General features: G+C 40.6%; 25 protein-coding genes. 16 read left to right on the top strand and 9 right to left on the bottom strand.

Annotated elements, in window-relative coordinates:
• The first annotated feature begins 94 nt into the window (after positions 1–94).
• From NST25_RS19940 to NST25_RS19925, 4 genes are all read left to right on the top strand, one after another.
• Positions 95–406 (top strand): antibiotic biosynthesis monooxygenase, encoded by a 312-nt coding sequence (locus NST25_RS19940; RefSeq protein ID WP_076190617.1) that lies wholly within the window; start codon positions 95–97, stop codon positions 404–406.
• A gap of 154 nt (positions 407–560) precedes the next feature.
• A complete protein-coding gene (locus NST25_RS19935; RefSeq protein WP_340392324.1) occupies positions 561–1,034 on the top strand; it encodes a GNAT family N-acetyltransferase in 474 nt (157 codons plus the stop codon).
• A 203-nt stretch (positions 1,035–1,237) separates the two neighbouring features.
• Positions 1,238–1,678, top strand: a complete 441-nt coding sequence (gene fabZ, locus NST25_RS19930; protein WP_340392322.1) for a 3-hydroxyacyl-ACP dehydratase FabZ — start codon at positions 1,238–1,240, stop codon at positions 1,676–1,678.
• A complete protein-coding gene (locus NST25_RS19925; protein WP_076127335.1) occupies positions 1,675–2,274 on the top strand; it encodes a chorismate mutase in 600 nt (199 codons plus the stop codon). The genes fabZ and NST25_RS19925 overlap by 4 nt, the downstream gene beginning before the upstream one ends.
• Positions 2,275–2,445: 171 nt before the next feature.
• On the opposite strand, the gene NST25_RS19920 is transcribed toward NST25_RS19925, so the two are convergent.
• Positions 2,446–2,865 carry a hypothetical protein gene (locus NST25_RS19920; protein WP_076127333.1) on the bottom strand — a complete coding sequence of 140 codons (420 nt, stop codon included), beginning with the start codon at positions 2,863–2,865 and terminating at the stop codon, positions 2,446–2,448.
• Positions 2,866–3,190: 325 nt separating this feature from the next.
• Here NST25_RS19920 and NST25_RS19915 point away from each other — a divergent pair, with 325 nt between their 5' ends.
• The 4 genes from NST25_RS19915 to NST25_RS19900 all read left to right on the top strand — a co-directional run bounded on the left by NST25_RS19915 (position 3,191) and on the right by NST25_RS19900 (position 6,083).
• Positions 3,191–4,429 (top strand): ATP-binding protein, encoded by a 1,239-nt coding sequence (locus NST25_RS19915; protein WP_076127331.1) that lies wholly within the window; start codon positions 3,191–3,193, stop codon positions 4,427–4,429.
• 122 nt (positions 4,430–4,551) lie between these two features.
• Positions 4,552–5,205, top strand: coding sequence for a DUF421 domain-containing protein (locus tag NST25_RS19910; protein WP_340392318.1), 654 nt, complete (start codon positions 4,552–4,554; stop codon positions 5,203–5,205).
• 94 nt (positions 5,206–5,299) lie between these two features.
• Positions 5,300–5,569 (top strand): hypothetical protein, encoded by a 270-nt coding sequence (locus NST25_RS19905; protein WP_248548548.1) that lies wholly within the window; start codon positions 5,300–5,302, stop codon positions 5,567–5,569.
• A gap of 40 nt (positions 5,570–5,609) precedes the next feature.
• Positions 5,610–6,083 carry a GNAT family N-acetyltransferase gene (locus NST25_RS19900; RefSeq protein ID WP_076127325.1) on the top strand — a complete coding sequence of 158 codons (474 nt, stop codon included), beginning with the start codon at positions 5,610–5,612 and terminating at the stop codon, positions 6,081–6,083.
• Between the two features lie 68 nt (positions 6,084–6,151).
• On the opposite strand, the gene NST25_RS19895 is transcribed toward NST25_RS19900, so the two are convergent.
• The gene (locus NST25_RS19895; protein ID WP_076183007.1) at positions 6,152–7,561 is read right to left on the bottom strand and encodes an MDR family MFS transporter; all 1,410 of its coding nucleotides are present in this window, start codon (positions 7,559–7,561) and stop codon (positions 6,152–6,154) included.
• An 88-nt stretch (positions 7,562–7,649) separates the two neighbouring features.
• Positions 7,650–8,075: a MarR family transcriptional regulator gene (locus tag NST25_RS19890; protein WP_076183004.1), complete on the bottom strand. Its 426-nt coding sequence runs from the start codon at positions 8,073–8,075 to the stop codon at positions 7,650–7,652.
• A gap of 266 nt (positions 8,076–8,341) precedes the next feature.
• Between NST25_RS19890 and NST25_RS19885 the strand changes: the two genes are divergently transcribed.
• Positions 8,342–8,422, top strand: a complete 81-nt coding sequence (locus NST25_RS19885) for a YjcZ family sporulation protein (RefSeq protein ID WP_232061537.1) — start codon at positions 8,342–8,344, stop codon at positions 8,420–8,422.
• 95 nt (positions 8,423–8,517) lie between these two features.
• On the opposite strand, the gene NST25_RS19880 is transcribed toward NST25_RS19885, so the two are convergent.
• Together NST25_RS19880 and NST25_RS19875 are read right to left on the bottom strand one after the other, a co-directional pair.
• Positions 8,518–9,573 carry an ankyrin repeat domain-containing protein gene (locus NST25_RS19880; protein WP_339187683.1) on the bottom strand — a complete coding sequence of 352 codons (1,056 nt, stop codon included), beginning with the start codon at positions 9,571–9,573 and terminating at the stop codon, positions 8,518–8,520.
• 295 nt (positions 9,574–9,868) lie between these two features.
• Positions 9,869–10,759 (bottom strand): AraC family transcriptional regulator, encoded by an 891-nt coding sequence (locus NST25_RS19875; RefSeq protein ID WP_076143736.1) that lies wholly within the window; start codon positions 10,757–10,759, stop codon positions 9,869–9,871.
• A 148-nt stretch (positions 10,760–10,907) separates the two neighbouring features.
• Here NST25_RS19875 and NST25_RS19870 point away from each other — a divergent pair, with 148 nt between their 5' ends.
• The 3 genes from NST25_RS19870 to NST25_RS19860 are packed head-to-tail and all read left to right on the top strand — an operon-like array spanning position 10,908 to position 12,833.
• The gene (locus tag NST25_RS19870; protein ID WP_340392313.1) at positions 10,908–11,813 is read left to right on the top strand and encodes a DMT family transporter; all 906 of its coding nucleotides are present in this window, start codon (positions 10,908–10,910) and stop codon (positions 11,811–11,813) included.
• Positions 11,814–11,856: 43 nt separating this feature from the next.
• On the top strand, positions 11,857–12,189 hold the full coding sequence (gene csaA / locus NST25_RS19865; protein ID WP_076182994.1) for a chaperone CsaA: 333 nt from the start codon (positions 11,857–11,859) through the stop codon (positions 12,187–12,189).
• A gap of 50 nt (positions 12,190–12,239) precedes the next feature.
• Positions 12,240–12,833 carry a hydrolase gene (locus NST25_RS19860; protein ID WP_076182991.1) on the top strand — a complete coding sequence of 198 codons (594 nt, stop codon included), beginning with the start codon at positions 12,240–12,242 and terminating at the stop codon, positions 12,831–12,833.
• A gap of 70 nt (positions 12,834–12,903) precedes the next feature.
• Here NST25_RS19860 and NST25_RS19855 read toward each other — a convergent pair whose 3' ends face one another.
• Positions 12,904–13,716 carry an undecaprenyl-diphosphate phosphatase gene (locus NST25_RS19855; protein ID WP_036688882.1) on the bottom strand — a complete coding sequence of 271 codons (813 nt, stop codon included), beginning with the start codon at positions 13,714–13,716 and terminating at the stop codon, positions 12,904–12,906.
• A gap of 404 nt (positions 13,717–14,120) precedes the next feature.
• Between NST25_RS19855 and NST25_RS19850 the strand changes: the two genes are divergently transcribed.
• The 4 genes from NST25_RS19850 (at position 14,121) to NST25_RS19835 (ending at position 21,621) form a co-directional block, all read left to right on the top strand.
• Positions 14,121–14,501 carry a GNAT family N-acetyltransferase gene (locus tag NST25_RS19850; protein WP_339187675.1) on the top strand — a complete coding sequence of 127 codons (381 nt, stop codon included), beginning with the start codon at positions 14,121–14,123 and terminating at the stop codon, positions 14,499–14,501.
• Between the two features lie 372 nt (positions 14,502–14,873).
• Complete coding sequence (locus NST25_RS19845) at positions 14,874–16,382, top strand: hypothetical protein (protein ID WP_143761875.1); 1,509 nt, start codon at positions 14,874–14,876, stop codon at positions 16,380–16,382.
• 12 nt (positions 16,383–16,394) lie between these two features.
• On the top strand, positions 16,395–17,153 hold the full coding sequence (locus tag NST25_RS19840; protein WP_076190642.1) for a DUF6063 family protein: 759 nt from the start codon (positions 16,395–16,397) through the stop codon (positions 17,151–17,153).
• Positions 17,140–21,621: a hypothetical protein gene (locus NST25_RS19835; protein WP_340392307.1), complete on the top strand. Its 4,482-nt coding sequence runs from the start codon at positions 17,140–17,142 to the stop codon at positions 21,619–21,621. The genes NST25_RS19840 and NST25_RS19835 overlap by 14 nt, the downstream gene beginning before the upstream one ends.
• A gap of 81 nt (positions 21,622–21,702) precedes the next feature.
• On the opposite strand, the gene NST25_RS19830 is transcribed toward NST25_RS19835, so the two are convergent.
• The 3 genes from NST25_RS19830 to NST25_RS19820 form a co-directional block, all read right to left on the bottom strand.
• Positions 21,703–22,587, bottom strand: a complete 885-nt coding sequence (locus NST25_RS19830) for a DMT family transporter (protein ID WP_256720981.1) — start codon at positions 22,585–22,587, stop codon at positions 21,703–21,705.
• The gene (locus tag NST25_RS19825; RefSeq protein ID WP_076218426.1) at positions 22,587–23,438 is read right to left on the bottom strand and encodes an AraC family transcriptional regulator; all 852 of its coding nucleotides are present in this window, start codon (positions 23,436–23,438) and stop codon (positions 22,587–22,589) included. Before NST25_RS19825 ends, NST25_RS19830 begins: the two co-directional genes overlap by 1 nt.
• Before the next feature lie 86 nt (positions 23,439–23,524).
• The gene (locus tag NST25_RS19820) at positions 23,525–24,988 is read right to left on the bottom strand and encodes an ATP-binding protein (protein WP_256720974.1); all 1,464 of its coding nucleotides are present in this window, start codon (positions 24,986–24,988) and stop codon (positions 23,525–23,527) included.
• Positions 24,989–25,145: the final 157 nt, after the last annotated feature.

Here is a 25,145-nt window from a genome sequence, read left to right as displayed (position 1 = left end):
ACTAACGATTAATATTCATTATTTTTATCTTAATTATAATAGTATAATCTGTTTTATATAAAAACATCTAGGATTAAAGGGGAGTTTGAGCGGAATGGTTCATGAATCAAACGGATCTTATTATGCAGTCATATTTTCAAGTCAACGTACGGAGGGGGATAACGGATATAACCTTATGGCTGAAAAAATGGAGCAGCTTGCGTCCGGGCAACCTGGGTTTTTAGGAGTGGAAAGTGTCAGGGATTCTTCAGGAGCGGGTATTACGATTTCTTATTGGGAGAGCTTGGAGGCGATTAGTAACTGGAAACAACATCAATCTCACAAAGTTGCTCAGGAGAAAGGTAAGAAAGAATGGTACCAAAATTACAAAGTGAAAATTTGTAAAGTTGAAAGAGAGTATTCTTGAGTGGTAAAATATTACTGCAAAGTAATTGGGAAACAATCCATTGAAGCGTACAACAACAATCATTTTATTTCAAAAGGATGCGAAGAAACTTATCCGAGAAAATAGAAGAGTCCGTTACTAATTAGATAGAATATAGATATGGGATGGTTTTTAGATGAACTATCAAATTAAAAGGGCGACCCTTGAAGAAAAAGAAATCCTCAACAACCTAATGCAATTTTATATGTATGATTTCTCCGAGTATATGGATTTGCACCTTGAAGAAAACGGAAAATTTAATGATTATCCTCTCAACGATTACTGGACAGAAGAATCGAATTTCCCATATCTGTTAACTCTGAATGGGAAAAATGCTGGATTCGTTTTAGTCAAAATAAAAAATAGAGATGATGATTTATACTTTTCCATTGCAGAGTTTTTTATTATAAAAAAGTATCGGAGAGTAGGATTAGGTAGACTAGTTGCAAAAGATATTTTTAATATACATAAGGGGCAATGGGAAGTTTACCAAATAGATAATAACGAGCCCGCACAACGCTTTTGGAAAAAGGTGATAGAGGAATACACTGGCGGAAAATTCACTGAACGAATAGAAGCAGGGAGAAAGACACAGGTGTTTGTTAATTAAGTTGAATCTTAAGCTAGGATACAATAGATCAATAAAAAGCGGCAGTCATGGACTTTATTTACTAGTCCAGGGTTGCCGTTGTTTTTTTAGGATCTCCAGAAGGGATGTTATAGGCCAGTTGTCCGGGTATTTTTGAGTAGTACAAAATCACTTCTAATGTTAAAATTACCCAAGAAATATTTTAGGAGGCTAAAACGGGAATTATGCTAAATATACAGAAGATTGTAGAACTTATTCCTCATCGGTATCCGTTTATTTTAGTGGACAGAATTATAGAGTTGGAGGAGAACAAAAGAGCAGTAGGTATTAAAAATGTATCCATTAATGAACCGTTTTTTAGCGGCCATTTTCCTGAGCATCCTGTTATGCCGGGTGTTTTAATTGTGGAGGCATTAGCCCAGGTAGGCGGAATCACAATGTGCAAAAACGAGAAGCTGATGGGCAAGATAGGGTTATTAGTTGGCATTGATAATGCCCGTTTTAAGCGCCAAGTAACGCCTGGGGATCAGCTTCTTCTCGAATTCGAAGTCAATCGGATGAAAGGTGAAATTGTAAAAGGCAAAGGCACCGCAACAGTAAATAGTGAGCTTGTATGTGAAGCTGAGATTTCTTTTGCATTTGTGCAAAAAGGAGGTTCAAAATGAAAAGGATGCCCTTTGTACGACCAACCGAACATTACGATCTGCAAATTAAGGATATTGACGAGCAAATATGTGCATTGATCAAGCAACGAAAGGAAATCTCGAATAATAATCCAGGATTCCCACCGTTTGAATCTATCTCTAAATGGGCAGAAAATTATGAGCTCTATGAGGATTTTTTGAAAGCGGTATTTGGGACGTTGCTAAGTGAAGATCATTTTAAACCGATGGTTGAGCCAATTGATTTTAGAAAACATATTGCAGTTCTTAAATCAATTGAGAAAGATGGATTTTTTTATACACTGACCTCTATACGCCAATATAGTAATGCTAGTGTGGTCACCCTTAATATAGATTGGGACATGACAACTGAGCTTCCAACAAATTCTCATAACCATAGCTTTTTCGAGCTGTTTATAGGCGAAGAATATGATAGTCGAATGATGAATGGCGGAAGTTCAACCGGAAAAGCTTCTTATAATTACGTAATTTCTCCACCGCTCTCTGACGATCCTTCAGGTGTTATATTAGAGTTCAGGGAACATGGTAAACCCTTCAAGAACAATGAGACAGGAAATCAAATTGTTTTTAGGCTGTAGTACTTATTTCTTCTCCGGAAAATATTGCTTATAGCTATCTCCATTGCTATTATCAAAAGTGGAGATCCGAGCGAAGTTAGTTTGACTCCGCTCCATATCACAGTTAACGGATTTTTAGTGAAATAAAAACCGGCCATCCTGAGGGGATGGCTGTTTTCTGTGTAAGACAACTTAATGATTCATTTCCGAATGCGTTCCTTCCTCAGGAGATTTGCCTTCTGGTGGGATCCAAACGATTTGATGAATATTATTGTCTGCTACTAAATAGGTATAAGCCCAGCCCGCTTCATTTTTAAATCTAACCGTTAAATGATAAGGATTATATTGTCTACCTTCTGGCCGGCTAATCTCCCACTCTTGATAAGGGTATTTTTTCTCCAGATATTGATTAAGTTGTTCTGTTTTTTTAGAAACTTGAAACTCAATCCAAACGGGACGAATCGCAAAGGATAAAAGCAAAAGTAATGTTAATATAGAGGCTACGATTAAACCGAGTTTTCTAATCCTCGTAGGTGAAACTAATACTATAACAAAAATGACAAGGACAAACCCAACCGACGTTACAATTTCGATTACGGTTATGGGATGCAATGAAATCCTCTCCTTCTCTCAGATACAGAAAGGTGGCAGCTCTAGAATTATGAGCCCTTAAAAACTACGAAGGTACAGTTTACAATTTAGATATTCAGGAATACGAAAATTGATGACCCCAAACAGATTTCAGATGTCTGTATTTTTTTGCTAATTGTGGTTCTATAGTATGATTTTTTGGGATTATTTGAAAAATGGTTGAGAAATACATAGTGTATAGTCAATACTGTGACTTATAATGTTAGCTTAGGTAATGATCTAAAACTCTTAATATAACCTTGAATATATTCATTTACGCAGCAAAAGGCTGAAAGGAAGTCATCTCTTGTTTGAAACCCTACTTTTAAATTTTTTGTTTTTGCTTTTTCCAGTATTAACATTTCTAATATTCTTTGAGAATCGGGCCTATTCCTACAATAGATTGATTCTCGTTTTTATGTCTGCAGTGACCATGAGTCTCTGTATTGCAAAACCTATCAGACTTGAAATTGGCTATATTTTTGATTTAAGGTACATTCCGTTTATTATTGTGGCACTGTTTGGAGGATATAGGAACGTTCTTCCTCTATATATTATTTTGAATGCTTACAGATTCTATGTGGGTGGAGGTGGAGTATTTTATTCGTTTCTATTTGCGACAGCGATTCTGATTTTGGTGCCGTTATATAAAAATAGATTTTTAAAATTACCATCGAAGGGCCGTGTGATTGCGGCAAGTCTGATTGCTTTGCTAATTATGGGGGTTTATCTGTTAATTTTAGGTTTTGTTCAGGATTCCTTAGACAGGCAATTTTGGATTCTTTCATTAAATGCGTTGACAACTCATGTTGGGGTGATGAGTGTCATTATGATTTTGATTGAGAAGATTATCTCCAATATTAAAAATCGGGAACGGATTGTTCAATCGGAAAGATTAAATGTCGTCAGCGAGCTAGCGGCAAGTGTATCCCATGAAATCAGAAATCCACTTACAGTGACTAGTGGTTTTTTGCAGCTATTAAATAAATCTAAAACGATGACGCCAGAGGAAAAGGGCTTTGTAGAGTTATCTCTACAAGAGCTACAGCGAGCAGAAAAAATTGTAAGTGATTATCTCTCCTTTGCCAAGCCACAATCTGAAAACATGGTTTACTCCAATATGAAGGCAGAATCAGAATATACTAAAAATATCATAATGCCTTATGCCACTATGCACAAAGTAGATGTCCAATTTAGTTTTAATAATTCGTTAAATAAAAACTATGACCGAAACCAGATTCAGCAGTGTCTAATTAATTTATATAAAAATGGTATAGAAGCGATGAAGGAAACCGATGGCGGTACGCTATTTATCGATATATTTGAAAAAAAACAAAATATTATGATCAGTATTAAAGATAACGGAGTCGGCATGACTAAAGATGAAATATCGCGACTCGGTAAGCCGTATTATTCGACTAAAGCAGAAGGAACGGGGCTGGGTATGCTTATGGTCTACAGTACCGTCGATAAAGTGAAAGGAACTATTGAAGTCGATAGTGAAAAAGGCAAAGGGACAACGTTCCTTATAACTATCCCAACATAGGCAAGTTGCAGAGAGTATCTTTTGCTGTTTATACCCCACTAGGAGTGTGTAATACCTCTCATGAATGGATTTCGTGTAAAAAGGGTAACGAGCCTGTACGAGTCCCATCTGGAGGTGCAGCAATGGAGATATTTGTAACTATAGGCGTCAAATTGGTCATCAGCTTTTTTGGTTTGTGGATCATTACCTTTATTACCGGCCGCAAGACGCTTAGTCAATTGACACCACTCGATTTTCTGTCTTCATTGATTTTAAGTGAAATTGTCGGCAATACGATATATGATGATGAGGTGAAAATCTGGCATCTGCTGTTTGCTCTTTTTATTTGGACCGCATTATCTTATCTGTTCGAAAAGGTGACCACCCATTTTGTGAAATTCGGGAACCTGGCGGAAGGCCGGACAGTGCTGCTAATTGACGATGGCAAAGTGAATCAGGATTTGTTGGAGAAATACGATATTGAGTATACCCAGCTATTGTTCATGCTGAGGCAACAAAATATCTTTTCCCTAAGTGAAGTACGGTATGCTCTGCTTGAAACGAACGGCTCTCTATCGGTTATGCGCAAGTCTGAAGCTGAGCAGTCTTCTGCTTTTTCCATAACAGTTATTGATAAAGGCAGGGTACTGGAAGAGTCCATGCGGGGCAGATCGATGAACAAGGAGCAGATTCAGGAACGCGTCAGAGAGCAGGGTTATAATTGCATTGAGGATATTGCCTATGCTGAATATAAAGAAGACGGAACGCTCTATATCCTTCCCAAAAACAAACCATAAATCAACATGATAAGACGCTGGAGCCGAGTGGCTCAAGTGTCTTTATTTGAAATCAGGAGTGCCTAGTGAATAATAAATTTTAATGGAGGTAAGGATGATTAGTTTAGGATTATGGATCTTAACCGCTCTAATTGTGCTAGTTGTTGTAATGTTTCACGCAGGAGCATTATTAGATTTTATCCGGCCTAGTGTCCTACAAACTCAAATTTTTGGTCTTCACATTACATTGTTTGGAGTAGTTGTGATATTGGCCTATGAGGGTGGTCGCGGGATAGGCGTTTTTGTTGGATTAATTGGACTGTTTACGGGGATCTTGGGCTCTTTTAGAGATTCCTCTAAACCGGAGGATAAAAAGAATATCTGACAGCTTATATATTTACTAACTTTCGGAGGGGTATAACTTTATGGAGATTTCTTTATGTAAAGCAGACGCGAGCGACGCAGAGTTTATTCATGAAATGCAAGTCAAAGCCTTTATGCCATTGCTGGAGAAATATAAAGATTATGAAACCAGCCCAGCCAATGAATCTGTGGAACAAATCAGGGATCGAATTAATCAGTCTTTTGCAGATTATTATATGATTAAGTATTTTGATATTGCTGTGGGCGGTGTCCGTATCGTTAAAAAGGATAATAAAGCTTATCGGGTCAGCATCATCTTTATCTTGCCAGAACATCATGGGAAGGGGATTGCCCAGCAGGTTTTTGCAATCATTGAACAGAGATATAAAGATGCAAAGAAATGGGAGCTGGATAGTATTATACAGGAGCAAAGAAATTGCTATTTATATGAAAAGTTAGGGTATAGAAGCACGGGGGAAACCAAAAAAATAAATGACAACTTAACATTAGTTTTTTATGAAAAACATATGAGTTAAAGCCTTAGGGTTATACTTAAAAAAAAGACAGCGGGCAGTTCATGTCCACTGTCTTTTTCACATACAAATCAATACACTCGAATACGCTTCACAAATAACGATATAATCAATCCAATACCTGCAATTGCTGCGATAAATAAGTAAGCATGTGTAATTCCAGCGGTTAATATTTCAGGCTGTGCAGCGGTTGGATGTGTGTTTGCGAATCGTGTTTGTCCGCTAGACATTAGCGTAACAGCGAACGTTGTACCAAGAGCACCTGCAATTTGCTGAAGTGTACTCATAACAGCAGCCCCATCCGGATAGTATTTCACGGGTAATTGATTTAACCCATTGGTTTGAGCGGGCATAATGACCATAGCTAATCCGATAAACATTGCGCAGTGTATTAAAATAAAGGTTAGGCTACTGGTTTCAGTAGAGTTTCTTGTAAATAGAAAACCAGCAATGGTTGCGATAAAAAATCCAAGCGGCAGCAATAATTTCGGACCGTATTTATCGAATACTCTACCCGTAACTGGAGCCATAGCCCCGTTAATAACACTGCCTGGAAGAAGTAGAGTACCAGCCATTGTGGCCGATAACAATAAACCTCCTTTTAAATATAAAGGTAATAAAATTGCAGAAGATAAAATGATCATCATTCCTAAAAAGAGCATTATAAGACCTATCGTAAACATGGGATATTTAAATACCCGTAAATTCAGCATTGGGGTTTCCAATTTAAATTGCCGTAATACAAACAAGATTAAGCTGATGAAACCAACAATAAGAGGCAGCAAAACAATGATTTCACTCAAAGAATGATCAGCAAAGTTACTAAAACCAAAGACGATTCCACCAAATCCAAAAGTAGAAAGCAAGATGGATAAAATATCTATTTTAGGTTTTGTGATGTTGGCTACATTTTTAATGAATGTTAATCCGAAACCTAATGTAAATAACAATAAAGGTAAGCTTATCCAAAAGATATACTCCCACCCAAAATGATCTACAATTAAACCAGATAGAGTAGGCCCAAGTGCCGGTGCACACATAATAACGAGCCCCATCATTCCCATGACAGTTCCGCGTTTATGTGCAGGAAAAATAATAAGAATAATATTGGTCATTAATGGAAGCAATAAGCCTGTCCCTAAGGCTTGCACTAATCTTGCAATTAATAATGAGGTGAAATTAGGCGAGAGGGCAGCAATTAATGTACCGACGATAGATAATAGCAAGGAAGCTGTGAATAATTGTCTAGTGGTAAACCATTGCATTAATAGGGCGGATATTGGAACGAGGATACCTAATACAAGTAAATATCCTGTGGTTAGCCACTGAACCGTTGAGGCGTTGATTGAAAATTCATCCATTAAATTTGTAAAAGCCATGTTTAAGGCGGTTTCACTAAATAGCCCGACGAATGCACCTAACATAAGCGAGAAGGCCATGAGGGCTGGACGTTTAACTTGAACAGTTGATGATGATTCCATAATAATGATGAACCTCTTTTCAGAATTTTGATTCGTATTATTTTTGCATGATAGATGATATATCAACTATAAGGGGGAGAGAAATGCTTTAAGCACTTCTTACATTATTCAGCACATGTGTTAGCAAAGTCTTTAACGTTGAGTAATCTGAAGCAGATAATCCTGACTCGATAATTTCGTTTAAATTGACCGTCACCTCATTTATAGTATTCTCTAATTTCCGTCCTTCTTCTGTTACATATACATTTACCGCTCGGCGATCTTGCGCACTTGTTACTTTGTGTATGTAACCTTTGCTCTCTAAGCTGGCGATCATTCGGGCAACACTGGCTTTGTCCTTACCAAGATTAGCAGCAATCTCGTTCTGAGATAGACCTTCTTTCTCAAGCATCAGAGCCATAAGTAGATGCTGTTCAGGTGCAAGTCGAAAAGGAGCAAGTAACTTTGTTAAATAATTTGCTATTTCTAAATGCAAATCTCGAATGACCAAACCTAAAGGTTCTCTTGAATCCATATGATCTCTCCTAATTGAAGAATAGATGATATATCAACGTTATTGATTTGTCTATATTAGCATAAAGTTATGTATGCTTGTCAAGTTAAAGAAAATGAATTGAATCATAGACTTAGATACAAGCGGCAAAGTTGTTTAATGCCCAATCACTTGATGATACATAGTCATATGCTGTTGTGAAATTTAAAAAAATTAATTAGGGAGGGATTTAAATGGGGTATAACTGTGTTGGGGGCGTTCAAGAACAAAAAAAGGCTCCAGTTTGTATTAATCCTTGGACATCAACGGGTACGATTCTTGTGCTTTACATTCTTCTCGTCATTATCCTTAAAACTTGTTGGATCTAGAATTCATGTAAATTGATGCCCCAAAGTTTTTTCTTCGGGGCGTTTCTTTGTTTTCTTTAGTTAGATAATAGACACGTTAAGGATTCAGGATAGACTTAACGGGAATAATCGGGTTGTGTCATAGAAATAGGCTGAGGATTGGCAAGTACCCATTGCACCGCCAGCTCGCATAATCTGGCTGGTTGCTCATTGCCAGCGATGTTGCGGAACCGTTTGGCGAGTGATGTTGCCTCTTGAAGAAGGACGGGCTCTAAAGGCGTTCCCGTGCTAAAATGCCGTATCAGTGCATCCAGCATTTTACGGTAATCGGCATCCCAGTTTCCTCCGCCATTATTAAGGATTTCATGAGACACCCGCCCTGTGATGCGGATAACCTCACCCTGCACCGTTGTCGCGTGTCCTGAAGCAGGGACGAGAAAATCCCACAGCTCTTGGTGCTGTGCGGGCCATGCGGTTGCCGTTACCTCGATAGGAGAGATTCCATCATGTCTCTGCAGTTTCGCTATAGGCTCGACATCAAATTGCCGGTACAGCTCCAGGAGAGCATTTGCAGTTTCATCCAGTCGATCTTTATTGTAATTTGTTCTGACGAATTCAAAATCCTTGCCGATACGCCGCACGGATTCCTTCATCTCCGGCGTGATTACTGCTCCTGCATCCAGCATAATACGCGAGATTTCTGCCATGTGAACTATATCGATATTCCGGCATTGTAATAATCCTTTGGCGAGAGGTGTGTTTTTTCGGTTATTTTCTGCATGGACATTTGCGCCGCGTACCACCAGATCCCGCACTACTTTTGTTTTGTAAGAAGCAGCTGCTGAGTGCAGCGGTGTCTCATTCTGGTAATCCAGGGCTTCCATATCTGCACCTAGCTCAAGGAGTAAGGGGACATTTCCGGACCAGGTTGCAGCCTGAGCATGAAGAGGGGTGCGCTTATAGTTGTCGGCAGCGTTGATGTCAGCGCCCTGCTCCACAAGCCAGGAAACCATTTCATCCGGTATTTGCCGGAAGCTGAGGGCGGTACCTTTGCTGTAACCCCCACGGGCATCCCATTCGCATAGCTCAAATACCTCTTTTAAGGCAGACATATCATTCGTTTTAACCAGCTCGGCAAAATTGGCGGGTAATGTTTTTTTCTTTTTGCCCATCTCTTTTTTCCGCTCCTTTATTAATAGATAAATAGCAGATAACTTCTTGCAAGTTTATCATATAGGAGAATTGAACACTAATTCATGCAGGACGAAAAGGTTGAAGATATAAACGTAACTTTATTGGAAAATAGTGGGATATCGTTTATATGGCGATCTCGAGATCATAGACTATTAGAAAATGAAAAACATTAAGCTTGTGTCTTGGAAATATATTCGAGATTTACGAAGGACATCGAAATTACGCTAACACTAGGCAGTCAGACAAAGCGATCGACTCTGCTTTTGTTGTTTTTTAAGTTCGTTCATTTCTAATTTTTCTGAACTCCTTAGGAGTTATGTTTAAGTGTTTTTTAAAAGACTGGATAAAGTGATTTGCGTTATTGAAACCAACTCGCTGTGCGATTTCAGTTATCGTGTAGTCAGTTGCTATTAACAAATCACAGCTTTTATTAATGCGATATTTAATTAAGTAGAAATACGGAGTCATATGGATACTTTTCTTAAAACCTCGAGTGCACTCCGATACACTTAGATGTGCTGTATCTGCTATTTCCTTCAATGTCAAATTATTAGAATAGTTTTTGTGAATAAAACTAAGCATTAATTGTAGTCTCTCTTGCTGGAGTCTGTTATATTTAGACGATTCCTCAGAGGATAGAGAAAAATTTGATATAAGGATTAACCATAACTGGACAGTTTTGATAGAAACTTCGTACTCCCATCCCCATTTTTTTTTCGATTCAAATTCTTTTTTCATATCCCAAAGAATTTGTAGGATTTGATTATGCCAGTCCTTATCTCCTTTGATTTCTAAACTTAACAAGAATGAATTGGTATACGGAAGTACATACTTTTTTTCCATTGCACTTTCAGAATAAAAAGCGAGTAACTTCTCTGGGAAGTTAAAACTAACATATTCACCCTCTTGGTTAAGGTACGTAACAATATGAAGTACGCTCTTATTAATAAAGATGGCCTGACCTGCTTCTAAATCATAATTGATTCCGTTGACTTGTATGGTTAGTTTCCCTTTGGTCACTAAAGTAATTTGTAGTTCTTGGTGCCAATGTAGATCGTTAACCCCTCTGCCATTAGGAATAGATTCATAATTGGTATGAGTGTACATGATGTATGGAAATGCATCATCAGGAAATTGAATGGCTTCGTGCAATTGCTTTTTCAAAGTGCTTATTCTCCTTATTTGACGATATTTCTATATAAATTAAAGATATAGTTGCACAATATAGACCCTGACGGTGATATTATTATATCCAGCCTAGACTTATCATACAATTCTGTGCACAGGGATTGTCACACATTTTGGAGGAACTATGGTTAGTTCAAATAAACCGCCTATACTATTTCATCCGTTTATTCTGTTATTTATCAGTATTTTGTCCGTTTCTATCTCTTCAATCATGATTAAACTTTCAGATACACCTACTTCAGTGGCCGGGATGTATAGATTGTTTATTTCTGTAATCATCATGCTCTGTTTTACATCTGGGAAAATGGCTCGTTCTACTGAGATGAATAAAAAAGATTGGGCCATCGTTATTTTATCCGGCCTATTTCTAGGGTTACACTTTTTATTCTGGATGGAATCATTGGTCTATACTTCAGTTGCAAGCTCCATGGTGATCTTATCGTTACAGCCGCTATTTGTTATGATGGGGTCTTACTTTTTATTCAAAGAACATGTTAACCTGCTAACCGTTTTTTGCCTGATTGTTGCTCTTTTAGGTTCGATTGTTATTGCATGGGGAGACATATGGGTTTCGAAAGATGCACTAATCGGCGATGGTTTATCGTTAATTGGCACATTCTTTGCTTCAGTCTATCTGTTGGCCGGGCAAAAAGTAAGCGGCAAAATCAATGCAAATAAATACAGCATTTTCGTCTTTTTTATTGGTGGTACTGTTATGCTCGTGTACAATTTGATAAATAATGTCTCATTAATTAATTATGCTTCATCAGATTGGATTTATTTTTTGCTTCTTGCAATAATTCCAACTATTTTTGGTCAATACATCTTTAACCTTTTGTTAAAGTCGATTGGAGCAACTACTGTCTCGGTTGGGATTATTGGTGAGCCTGTTCTTGCCATTGTCCTTGCATATCTATTATTAGGGGAAACTATATCGTTATTCCAGTTTTTAGGTGGCATAATAACCTTATTCGGTATGGGAATGTATTTTTGGGCGAAATCTTTAAAGTACAACATTCAAAATAAGTAAATAAGTAGTCGGAAAATGTTTTAGCTAAATAGGGGGATGGCAAATGGTAACTATTGATGATTTTTTAAAACTTGATGTTCGTGTTGGAACAATTATTAATGCGGAGTTTTTTGCAAAAGCAAAAATACCTGCGATTAAACTCCAAATTGATTTTGGACCAGATATCGGAAGCAAAACATCAAGTGCACAGATTACTAAACGATATAAGGCCGAAGAGATTGTAGGGCAACAAATCATTGGGGTAGTTAACTTTCCTGCTCGAAATATTGCGGGTTTCCAATCAGAAGTATTAGTTCTTGGAGGAATACCGGATAAAGGGGATGTGGTTCTCTTGAAGCCAGATATTAAATTACCTAATGGGACACCTATTGGGTAATATAGGGTAATTGTAGTATACAAAAATTGATAGTAATCGGAGAGAAGACAATGGAAGAATTAACAAGCTTAGCATCTGAAAGTATTGAGGCAAGTAAAACGGTGCTAGTCGTGATCGACTTGCAGCAGGGAATTGTCCACAGTCCAAAGCAGGGACCGCATACAAGTGCTCAGGTGGTTGAGAATGCCAGCAAATTAGCCCAATCCTTTACGGAGAAAGGAGGATTTGTTGTTTTGGTGAGGGTGTCATGGCTAGATGGGCAAGATATGCTTAAACCTAAAACTGATTTGAAAATGAATTCCGTGACCTATCCAGAAGGTTGGGACAACATCGTACCAGAATTAGCGAATATCAAAAATGCACATCTGATTACCAAACGGCAGTGGGGGGCATTTTTCGGTACTGATCTTGATTTGCAGTTACGACGCCGCGGAATAGACACGATCGTATTATGTGGTATTTCTACCTCGATTGGTGTGGATACTACTGCTAGAGAAGCTTATCAGCTTGGTTATCATCAAGTTTTTGTAGAAGATGCTATGACCGCGATGGCTAAAGAAGAACATGATTATGTATGCAAAACTATCTTCCCTCGCATAGGTAAGATCCGGTCGAGCGATGAAGTAATATCCATGTTGAAATAGTACAAAAAAACCTCATGCTCTCTCTGTGATCTCAGAGATTGTCATGAGGTTTTTTAATTGAAGTTATGTCTTACATAAAGATGAGGAGAAGTATCCCAGCTAAGAAGCAGTAATAAGAGAAATACTTCAAATTACCTTTAGCCATAATCCCCATAAACCAACGCATGGAGAAATAAGTGACGATAAGTGTAGTAATAAATGCAATCAAGTATGGAATGGCTAGCTGCGAGCGGTTAGGATCGTGGGCAATATCAGATGCGCCCATAACGAGTCCGCCCAAACTGACAGGAATATAAAGCATAAAAGAAAAGCGTAAAGCAGTTTCTTGCTTCATTCCCACAGCGATGGAAGAGATGACAGTTGCACCAGAACGGCTTATCCCAGGAATAAGGGCGACTGCTTGGGCAAGTCCGACTATAACTGCATCCTTCGCTTTTAAGTCACCATCTTGTTTACGTCCGCGAAGGTTACGGATCAACCATAAAGCTACCCCTGTAACAAGCAAGGCGATGGATACGGTATGAACCGACGAGAAGATATCCTCAATCTGATCCTTGAAGAGTAAGGCAACAATTACCGCAGGCAAGGTACCGATGATGATGTACAAAGAGAAGAGGAAATCCGACTTATATTCCTCTTTGCGGGTCAGAATAAATTGAACGAATCCAGTGATCAATCTTCCGATATCTTTGCGGAAAATAAAACAAATCGCAATTAGTGAAGCCGTATTTGTTAAAATTTCAAATGATAGCCCATTTTGTTTTAAGCCTAGCAATTTCTGTGCGATGATCAAATGGCCGCTCGAAGAGACGGGGATTGGCTCAGTTGCCCCTTGAACAAACCCTAGAAACAAGTATTTAAGCCACAGTATAATATCTTCCATTTTACCTCCCAGTATTTTTGTAATCTTTTCAATCATATCGTATTCAATAAAGAAATGACAATAGAACCATCGTGCCATATTCAATTGGACGAGTTATACTAATTCATAAGACTATTAAATGAGGTGGAACTATTTGTAGTACATTACTAAAAATTCAGCAGCATGATATTCCAAGAGCAGCCAGTGTTCTGGCCGAAGCATTTGCCAAAAATGATCCGTTATATCAGCATATCTTGCCTGATGAATCAACCCGATTACGCGTGTTGAATATTTTTTTTCATCGTTACATTGAGATGTTGTATCCATATTCGGATTTACTAACGACTTCTACTAACTTTGAAGCAGTGGCTTTAGTGTTCCATTCGGAGCGTCAGACAGGGACAGTGATTTCGAACGTCAGGTATATGAAACAGATAGTCCTTGCGATAATTAAGTCATTGCCGATTTGCCGAATCATTGGGGTGCGAGGATTTATACGTGGTTTATCTATTTTGCGTAGTATGAGTTCCTTGTGGTTATCAATGTTTGGGGATCAGAAGTATAAACATTTGGATATGCTTGCAGTGCAGGATCAATATCAAGGTCAAGGATATGTATCAAAAATCATGACACCGCTACTCGCGGAATGTCGTATGAGCAATACGTTATGTACGTTAGAGACACAGACACCGAGCAATTTGCCCATTTATGAGCATTATCAGTTCCTTACGGTTAAGGTCATTCCTCTACCTAATAGCACACTTGAGCAGTATTGTATGGCGTTTACGCCAGGAGTTGCCGAGTAGTTAATAAAAAAGGGCGGTCCCATTCAGCCATTTCATGGTTTTTGGGGCAGTCTTTTTTTTGCGGAGTCTATAAGGGTTAATGAAGTTTCAACAGAAAAATCAGGGAATTTCTCCCTGTAATTCTGCGATCTTTTGTCATCCGGCTAGAATCAATTATTTTGTTTAACAAAAATAGCATAACCTTTGTAGGATTGTTATAATAGAAACATATATTCCCGTGCTTCAGAACCCTATACAGGATGTATAGGGGTTTTATTTCTTTTAGTGAGGGTGATCGAGAACAAGTATGGGGTTGTCCGTACAGGGAAAAGAGGATCGGAGAGTTCCGCAGGAAATTTTAAATTATGAAGTGATGGCGAGGTTAGCAGAAAGATGAATTGGTCGGATTTTGGCGAACGAAACAAACGATTGAATCCCCTGTGGAATTTGGGGGCTGGCATGAACCTTGGCGAAATCCAACCTTACAAAGAAATGGTATCTTTAAGCGTTCTGCTGCAAGTCTATTATCTGGAGCTAGAATCGAATGAGAGAAGATCCAAAGAGGATATTATTGAGCTTACTTGGACTGCGCTGGAACGTTTTAATATCGCCAATCTTGGGACTACCGAATCCGTAGAGCGTCTCGTGGACGGTTTATTGTGGAGCGGGAATGGTGGGGATTTCGAATCCTTTTTCTATGATGATGTGACCCGGCAAATGTCCGTGCAGAAATATAAGTATTTCACAGTGGACGAGGATGCGACTCGCAGCAGTTGGGAAGAGAACGGCAGAACCATCTATCGTCTCTCTGAATATGCAATGGAGCTCATTTTTATGAGCCATGAGATTATTGATGAATTTCAGATCAGCATCAAACTGCTCGAGATTCAAATGCATATTAAGCATGGGCGCGTAACTCGGGCTCTTCAGGATGTTAATGAACTGATCTCCCGTGTCCGTAAGATGACTCAGCAACAGCAAGAATACCGCAATGCGTTACGCCGCAATCCGAAGCATATTTTTAGTGAATTCGGAGTAGCTCGGCATCAGCGACTCGAAGAGATTCATCATCAGTTCGAGGAGGAACGCAAACATTTTGACAGTATTCACCGTTCTCTGGCCCGGCTGGCCAATGATGAGAAAGACGTGATCGACTTCAATGAGATCCGTATTCTCTCTGAACGAGTCGAGCTTTCTAGGCGTGTACACGATGAGCTGGCTGAGGTAGTGTTGAATATTTTTGAGATGGAGACCAATTTAAGGTTGAACTTCCCTGAATTATTCTGGGGAGCAGCCGGGTTTAACTTCCGTACACATGTATGGGAGGAATGGGTGAAAGAGGAGGGTCTGCCAAGCGGTGACAGTCTTGAACTGCTGCTCAGCGGATTATTCGCTCCGAATCAGGACTTCGTTTATCCGCTTCCTTGGGCTTGGGAGGAACAAGAGGTAGGGTTTATCCCCGACTTAATGATGGATGATTTCGAAGATGAGGTGGACACTGAGCCTGTTCAATATATTCCTAAAGGTATTCCATGGAGAAAAGTAGTGGAGCTGTGGATGCCGGTTTTTGCTGCCTTGGCTGAGCAGGGAAGCTTTACCTTTACTGCAGACGCTTTTTCCGCCGAAGAACTAACAGGGTGGGCTAACACACCGGATGCTGTTGATCTGTGGGTGCAGTTTTTTCATACAGATATTTTAGTGCAGGAACAGGCACCAGAAGGTGGTAGCGGCGTTTCTGATGAATGCCAACAGCTAATCCAATATGTGCTTGCGGAAGATCTTCTGTTGGAGAGTTTACGCGGCAAAACGCTGCGGACGAGCATTGCTCCAGAACCAGCCTCAAGGGTACGGTGTCCTGGTCTGGATATGAGTCCATATATGATTACGATCGTGGAGAGGTGAGAAGTTACTAACATGAGTTATACATTAGAACAGGTACAGCAAGCTTCGCGGCTATTTTTTGAATTGCTCCGTAAAAAAGTAATTCCTCTCGATGACCCTGCAGCGGCAGAATGCCTTCAGGATGCAGGAACTTATGATGCACTTCAGTACGTTGCTAAAGAAGGGGGCTGTCGGGTGATGAATTCCGGGCACCGTCTCCATCTGCTAGTTAATCCGCTGGGATCAGTGTTTGCAACCAACTTCACCCAGTTGAAGAACAAATATTCACGTGTTGAGCGTAAAACTCACTTACATATTATCAATATTATTATTCTGGTTTTTCTGGCCGAAATGGATCAGGATGAGACTCATTTTAAGTCTGGGCAGGACAGTATGTCCTATATTCAAATTGCTGATCAAGTGTCCTCTCTCTTTCAGACGTGGATTCAGATGGATGAGGAAGGACGATTCAGCCAGCAGTGGCAGCTTGATATCCAAGCGATGTTTAAGGTATGGACCAGTCTTTACATGCAGACTAAGAGTCAGGAAGAGAGTGATCTTCTGACCAGAGGCGCAGGCTCACGAATTGGGCTGATTCATGAAGGCATGAAACTTCTGGAGGAGGAGAAGCTCGTATTCATCTCTGAGACAGAGAAGCGTATCTTTCCTCGGGAAGAGCTTTATGAGAGAATGCGTTATTTATATCATGATGTCGATCGATACCAGGAATTAAAGAGCCTCATTGGAAGAACTTTAGCTGAGAAAGACGGTGCTACCTATGCCGCGGATTGAACGCATACGAATTACAGGACTTAAATACGAGAAGATGCTCAAGAAATACGACGACATGATTCTGGACCTCTGTAACGAAGAGGGACCCGCTAATACGCTTATTACGCTCATGAATGGCGGTGGAAAGGGCGTACTGCTGCAATCCATTTTCCAGCTATTGATGCCCAAAACACCATGGGGCAAAGACAGTGAGAACCAGGTTGAGGCATTCTTTCATAATCATAAAAAACAACTTAAACCGTACACTTTTCACGTAGCTATCGAATGGCATCTCGACAACAATGAGCGCAATGAGTATATGACCACGGGAATCGCTATGACGGCACATAATTCGCTTGATCAGCAGGATATCAAAGTGGATTACTTGCTGTACGCACTTACAGATTACGGTGAAGCGGCTGAACTTACGCTATCAACGTTGCCGTTATTTGACGAGGTGACTGCTGAACCTACGAGTTTTGAAACGATCCAGCAATTTGTGCGCGATCGGCGGGGAGAGATTGTACCTTTTGGCAGCCATAGCTCGGATTTGAAAAGATATTATGACTTCCTGGCTACCCGGGATATCCATATCGCCGAGTGGCGTAATATGCGGCGGATCAATGGTGAAGAGGGCGGTATCAAAGGTTATTTTAAAAAGAATGATGCCTTCACCAATCATAACTTGTTCGAAAAGCTGATTATTCCTGAAATCGGATCTAGTCTGAATGAAGGATTAAAGGAAGACGACAATACGCTGCAGCGGATGTTTATCGATACAGCAACAGTGGCTCAGCGCTTGCCGATGCTTGAACAGCGGGAGCAGGTCTATACAGAGTTTCTTAGTATGGCTGCACCACTTTATGAGCTGGTAAAACTAGGCGTGGAAGCAGAAAACGTAGTTCAAGAAACGGAATTACGTGGACGCCAAATCTATACGGTTATCTATGAAGAGCAGAGAAATGCAGAAGTTGAGCGAAGTAAGATTGCTGATGAACTGGCTGGACGTTATCAGGATGCGAAGCAATTGCGCTTTGAGACAGACAATCTTAAATACTTACGCAGCAAGGAAGAAACGGAACTGAAGCAAGAAGAGTTTAAGAAGCTCAGTGATGATCAGAGCCGTGCGCGTGGTCGGCTGGAGGATTCCAAAGCGCAAGAGAAGAAGCTTGAAGTAGCTTATTTTCTGGCTAAACGGTTGCTCCATACCCGGCAAATTGAGCAGTGGCAAAAAGAAATTCAAGCTATCGAAGGTTCTCTGGAGATGAAAGAACGGCAAGAGGTCATTCAGGCAGCCAAGGAACAGCTGCGGAAACAGTGGGATGTGGTGTTTAATCTCTGGCAGCAAACGATCAGAGAGTTTGGGACAGCACAGCAAGACCTAACGGTGGAAGAGAGAAGATTGCGCAAGGAAAGGGAAAGTTTCTTGGTGGAGCTGGCCGGGCTGGATAATCAGATCAATGATTTGACCTTATCTATTCGGCAATACACGGAAGAACTCGGAGCATTCGCAGCCCAATATGGGCAGGATGCCGCCCATTCTCCGGCAGCTGCCCTGCAGCGTACGATCTCAGCGGCCAAAACGATTCTTCAAGACATTGGAGACTTGGAAGAACAGCACAAGCAGGAAGAGATTCGGAAGCTGGCACTGCATAAGAGTCATGCTGAGCTGAGTGAGAAACGGCGTTCTTATGAGCGTGAAGCGGACGAGCTTGGGGTTCTGCTTGAGTCACAGACTCAGAAAGAATCCCAGTTATGGTCACAGCTCGTTGTCCTGCTGGAAATGTATGAGGAGCATAATCGTTTAGGAGCTACCGGCCTTTTTGAAGAACAAGATGTTATCCCGGCACGTTTTATCCGAAAAATAGATGAAGTAGAGCAACAGACTAAACGTTCCAGAAGGGATTACTATAATCAGCTCATGGATGTGGAACTTCAGAACCAATCCTACTGGCTACCCAATTCAGATATTCTGACGGTCAAAGATACACTCGATTCGTTAAAGATTCAATCAACGCTAGGTAGTTCCTACTTAAATGACCGTCCGTATCTTGAACGTGAGGAAGAACTGGAGCAATATCCGTTACTTCCATATAGTTTGATTATGACCCGGCGCGAAGCTGATAAAATTCAGCCGGAACTGATGAAGGACACCTTGCTTAAATCAGCGGTGCCGATCTTTATCCGTGAAGAGATGGCAGCTTCGCATCAAGCATCCTTCATGCTTTTTGCGAATCAAGGGCCGCAAATGGTGTTGCAGCCGGATCGTTTCCAGGATTGGAAGAGCAGTATTCAGGGGAAGCTCAAAGAACAGGAGCAGATCCTTCAGGACTCTGAAGCTTATTTATCTAAGTTAAAATCGGTGCGTCAAGAATATGACCGTTTATTCCAAACTGAGAATACCATGACGCTTACAGCCAAGCATGATGCCCTTATTAAACTGCAGGCTGAACTTCAGCAGAGCATTAACAATCTGAGCAATGAGATGGATGAGAACGAAGGGACGCTTACCCGGATCGGACGGGAGCTCGCTGAGAACAAAGTTCTAAGTGTGGAGCATGAGCAGAGAGCGGGGGTTCTGCAAGCTTGGATTGAACGGACGAAGAAACAGGAACAAGATTATAAGGAAAAACAAAAAATAATCGAACGAAAGAATCTGGTGAGCAAAGAGTTAGCAGGTAAAGATCAGCAGCTTGAACACCTAAAGGTGCAAATGGAAAGCTTGAGTGGACAACGCAATAAATGGACGAGAGAAACCGAATATGCGATGTTCCCTAGACTGCAACGATGGTTTCCTGAGATTGTTTTCCCAACAGATCCCCAGCTTTCTGATGAAGGAGAAGTCATACCTGTAGATCCTGTAGAGCAGAATCTTCTATTGCAGCAGCTTAGTACCGTGGAAAGTCTACAGCAATCATTAACTGAAAATGAACTGGAAGTTCGGACAAGAGCTGCACAGATTAAAGCAGCAAGCGAGAATCTGGCTGAGCTTGAATCCAGCCTGAATCAAGTGGATGTGAATTGGCGGAAGGCGACCGAACCTACGGAAACGTCCGAGACCATTATGGCTGCAAGAAATCGCCAAAAGACGGATACTACTTCGTTGGAGGAAGACTATCAGATTGTTCACGACGGTTACATCCGCTGCCAGACTGAATTGGAGAACTTGCAGAAAGAGTTGCGCAAAGTAGAGAAGGGGATCAAAGAGAAACATGAACGTGCCGTGGAGCTTTGGAATGAGGCGCTAGGGGTTAAGGAGACAGAAATTCAGGAGCGCTGCCAAGCGAATGAGCTTATGCTTAATCAGTGTAAAAGATCCTTGGACCGAATCGATGTCCTCCTTCAGACTTTATCCAATCAAATCAAAATAATGAACGCGCATATTGAGGATCGCGTCAACCTACGGAGTGTGCCAGAAGAAATAACGCTGAGGGTTAGAGAAAGCTGCGAGCCTCTAGTAGCCGACTGGCTTCTCCGCATTAAGGATAGCCGGATTAGACAGGATGAGATCTCCAAAAAGGTGAAGGAAGAGAAAAATTCCTTAACCGAAAAACTTGCGAAAAATGAACGGAATTCCGAACTGGAGACCAAGATTCTAGATCGATTGAATACGGTCCATTGGGATAATTTCGCCATTGCACTGCAAGTCCTAGATTCCATGCTACGCAGTTCGCGCGATCAGATCGAGAGCATTCAAAGCGATAAGGAAGGCATGGATCTCTCCCGCAAGATGTGGGTTGGCCGGGCATCTCTACGAGTGGTACAAATCATTGATATTATGAAGCGAATGGAACGCCGGATGATTATTCATAACGAGAATAATTATGCCTTCCCGCTGGTACGTCTGAATTACAAGAATATCAATGTGCCAAGAACAAGCGATGAGGTAGAGCCGATGGTGAGTGACTACTTCAATCAATGCATCAATGAATTGCTCAAAAAGTATCCAAAGATAGAACAAGTGCCGGCGCTGGTAATCAAAGAGGTTATTAATGACGGACGAATTGTCTATGCGGCGCTGCAGAACCGCTTTCCGATACTTCAAGTGTATAAACCGGTAACGGAGAATTATTTCCTCTACGCCGCACCGGAAGATTATCATTATTCGGACTGGGAGATTATTAATCGCGGCGCACTGGATGAAGCAGTCGGCAGTGGTGGGCAACGTCAATCTGTACAGCTGCTGGTCGCAATGATGATCATGACGCATAAACGGGTGAATCGTGAGAATAAAGGCTGGACGGTCTTTTTATATGACAATCCTTTCGGAGAAATGGTCTCCAATAACGTGCTTGACCCCGTCTTCGAAATTTCCAAGGCACTCAAATTCCAATGGCTGATTGTTACGCCGCCGGAGCTGGTGAAGAATGATGTCAGCGTGCGTTTTGGCGTATATTGGCAGCTTTATTTTGGAGGCGTCAAAGGGGACATGCTGGAATCGACCCTGATCAAGGGAGGAAGAAAGCTTATTCCTGTCTCGTTGTTCTGAGTATGGAATGAAACTTAAAGAAGCTCCAGTATGCATCACGCTGCTGGGGCTTCTTTTTATTAAATGTTAAAGATGGTGTGGTTATTTAGGTTTGCGTTCGGAAATATATGAACCGGTGAGCGTTAAAAAAGTTCCCGTCAGGATTGCCCAGGTGATCTTTTCATTCAGAACAAGGGCAGAAGCTGCCACTGTAATTACAGGCACAATATAGATGTATACACTTGTTTTTACAGCCCCCAGAATCCCTACAGCTTTATTCCAAGTCAAAAAACACAGTGCCGAGGCACCCAGACCTAAGAAAAGCAGGTGAGCTACATTTGAAATCTCTTTGAATCTACTCAGACCCAGCTGGAAATCAAACAGAAACAGAGTAGGCAGCATAAACAGCAGACCATAGAAAAATACTCTGCGGGTAGCCCCTATAGTATGAACCTTTAGTAGGCTTATTTTTCGCATCAACACTGAATATATTGCCCAAACCACAGGTGCCAGCAATGCCAGCAAGTCGCCGATGGGGTTCAGTGGCAGAAGATAACTCCCGTTCAGCCCAATTAATATAATTCCTGCCAAGGCTATCAAAAATCCTATAAAAAACTGCCTATGAAATTTCTCTTCTTCTAAAAAGAAGTGAGCGATAACCGCCGTGAAAAATGGAGCGATGGAGACAATCACACCTACATTGGATGCAAGGGTATAGACTAGGGCAATATTTTCTATAAGAAAATATAACGTGACTCCACAAAGACCTGCTGAGATAAAGAGTAATTCCTCTTTAAAGGATGTAGTTCGGATTGGACGTGAATAGATCAGTAACAGTACAAAGTACCCAATAAGAAAACGGAAGAACAGAATTTCCACAGGCGTAAAGTCTTTTAACAGTATTTTTGTGGAGATAAAGGTGGTTCCCCAGATTAAAATCGTAAGCAATGCCAGCAGATGTCCTGTGTTAATCTTGCGTTGATTTATCATTTCGTAAGTTCCATTGATGACTTTACTCCCGTTTGTTGAACAAATATACGCATATATTGCTTAGGGGTTAAGCCTATGAGTCTTTTAAAAAAATTTGTGAAATGGCTCTGATCACTGAATCCGGTTAGAGAGGCCACTTCTATTGGCAATATTCCTTGTTCTAAAAGCCTTTTGGCGTGGTTGATGCGAATAGTTTCCAAGTAACGGTAAGGTGATATTCCTTTCTGTCTGGTAAATAAACGCAGCAAGTAATATTTACTTAAGCCGCTCAATTCACTTAGCTGGTTCAGCGTAATGTTCTGCGCATAATGTAACTCTATGTATTCGCAAATGATTTTAATTTCAGAAGTAGGCTCTTGAGCGGGACAGAGGGTTTCTGTCTCCGTGTATTCTCTCAGAAGCTGCTCAAGGAGAAATAGAAACAACTCTTCTTTTTGAAAATCGGATTGATCCTCTAATATCATTTGGTGCAGATCGTGTAAAGGGCTCGACAGTTCACTTTGGTAGAGGACATTGTGTGTGAACCGCGGTAAGTAGTCTATGCCGGTAATTTCTAGCACATACTCACGCATGACTTCCGGCTGAATATTGATGCAGCGATAGTCAAGCGTTCTCCCGTCTATCTGTTCACAGGCATGGGGATCCGCCGGATTAAAGATGACCACATCTCCGCTGTTAAGAATATGCTCTTCTTGGTTACATAGCAGATGTCTTTTTCCTTGTTCAATAAAACCTATGACATAATAGTCATGAAAATGGTTGGGAAACTTCTGCATAATACCTTCGAATCGATAGGCCTCAAATTTTAAGTCACGATCGAAAACAACTGTTCGAACTTCACGAGTCATTGCTGCACCTTCTTTTCCAATTATGTATAACCATTATAATGTGAAAATTAGGGGCATTCTTGCATGATGTTGCGATACCTCATCTTCTACATGATAGGTTCCTCAGGTGTAATGATCGTTGGAATACTCACAGTAAAAGTTGTTCCTTGCTCCAGAATACTTTCTATAGAGATCGCTCCGCCATGATTATGTATAATATTTTGTGTGATCATATAACCTAAGCCTGTTCCTGTTTCTTTGGTCGTATAAAATGGTTTGCCGAGGGCATTGATCTGTTCCTCTGTCATCCCACAGCCTTCATCCTGCACACTGATTCGGGCTTCTCTGTCATAGGTTTGCACATGAATATAGATGTTTCCCCCATGATTCATTGCTTCCATCGCATTTTTAAGTAAGTTAATAAATACCTGCTTCATCTGATAAGCCTCACCATTGATCCAAATGGATTGATCAGTACAGACAGGGAGGATCTTGAGATTTTTTAGGGCAGCTTGTCCATTCATTAGTGTGGTGACTTGTTCCAGCAAAGACAATAAATCCACTGGTTTACTAATATGAGTGGTTTGGGGTTTAGATAAGACAAGCAGTTCGTTGACGATGAACTCGATGCGTTTCAATTCTGACTCAATAATGGAAATATATTTATCATTCATCCGCTCGGAAGAGCGCAGTAGCTTCATAAAGCCATTAATGGCTGTAAGAGGATTCCGTATTTCATGAGCGATTCCAGCTGCTAACTGTCCTGCTGTGGATAATTTCTCGGACTGTATCAGTCGTTCATCTTCCAATACTTGCTCGGATATATCTTTGAATATGCCAATGTAGGCTTCGTTTCCCTCATAAATGATCGGCAATGTAATCCCATCTACATATTTCTGCTGGTTATTTAAACAATTAATCAGGTAGCAGACAGAACCTGTTGTTCTATCAGTGTTGAATTTCTTTCTTCGTTCTGAGAGAATTTCATAATTAGAGTAGTCTACAATATCCATAGTCGATAGACCAAGCACTTGATCTAGGCTTTCCGCATGGATTAATTGTAAACCTGCCGAATTTGCATACAGAACAATCCCTCCCCTAGTGATAAGCACGGGCTGAGGCAGTTCCTCCAGCAGCTGTAGAAAAGAGCTCTCTTTTTCAAGTAGATGGGAATTCACAACCTGAAGCTGAGTCTCCATTTCCCTGATCAGGGTTTTATTCTCGAATTGAGTAAAATAATATATGGGTTGACCATTATCACCCAGAAGGATAGATATGGAGACCTTTAAAGATAACCGGCGTCCGGTGGGATGGAAATAATCTACTTCGAGTCTCTGCGGATCAGTGCTCGTAGGTGGAAGAGAACTTCCTAATGAATTGAATTTATGAATCTGATCTAGTAGGGTACGGACGGTTGGAGAGGGTGTCGTTAATTCGGTTTCATCATACCCCAAGAGGTCGCATAATGCTGAATTCAGTTTTAGGAACGTTCCATCAAGCGAAATAAGGGCCATACCCATCACGGCTTGAGTAAAAACAAAGTCAAAACCTTGAAAATCATTTGTCCGCACAGCAGGTTACCTCTCTTCTTTATGGGGGAGTGAGTGTTATTTCAAAATGCAATATGTCTAACAGTCATAGTATAAAACATATAACTCAATAAAACATATAAAATTTCTGGGTTATTAGATATTCATACAACAGTTAAATAAAATCAGGTAGAATAGG

The sequence above is a fragment of the Paenibacillus sp. FSL E2-0190 genome (assembly GCF_037992965.1).
GTDB lineage: Bacteria > Bacillota > Bacilli > Paenibacillales > Paenibacillaceae > Paenibacillus_AQ > Paenibacillus_AQ odorifer.
Note: the sequence above shows the minus strand (reverse complement) of the source record. Positions and strands in the feature narration are given on the sequence as shown.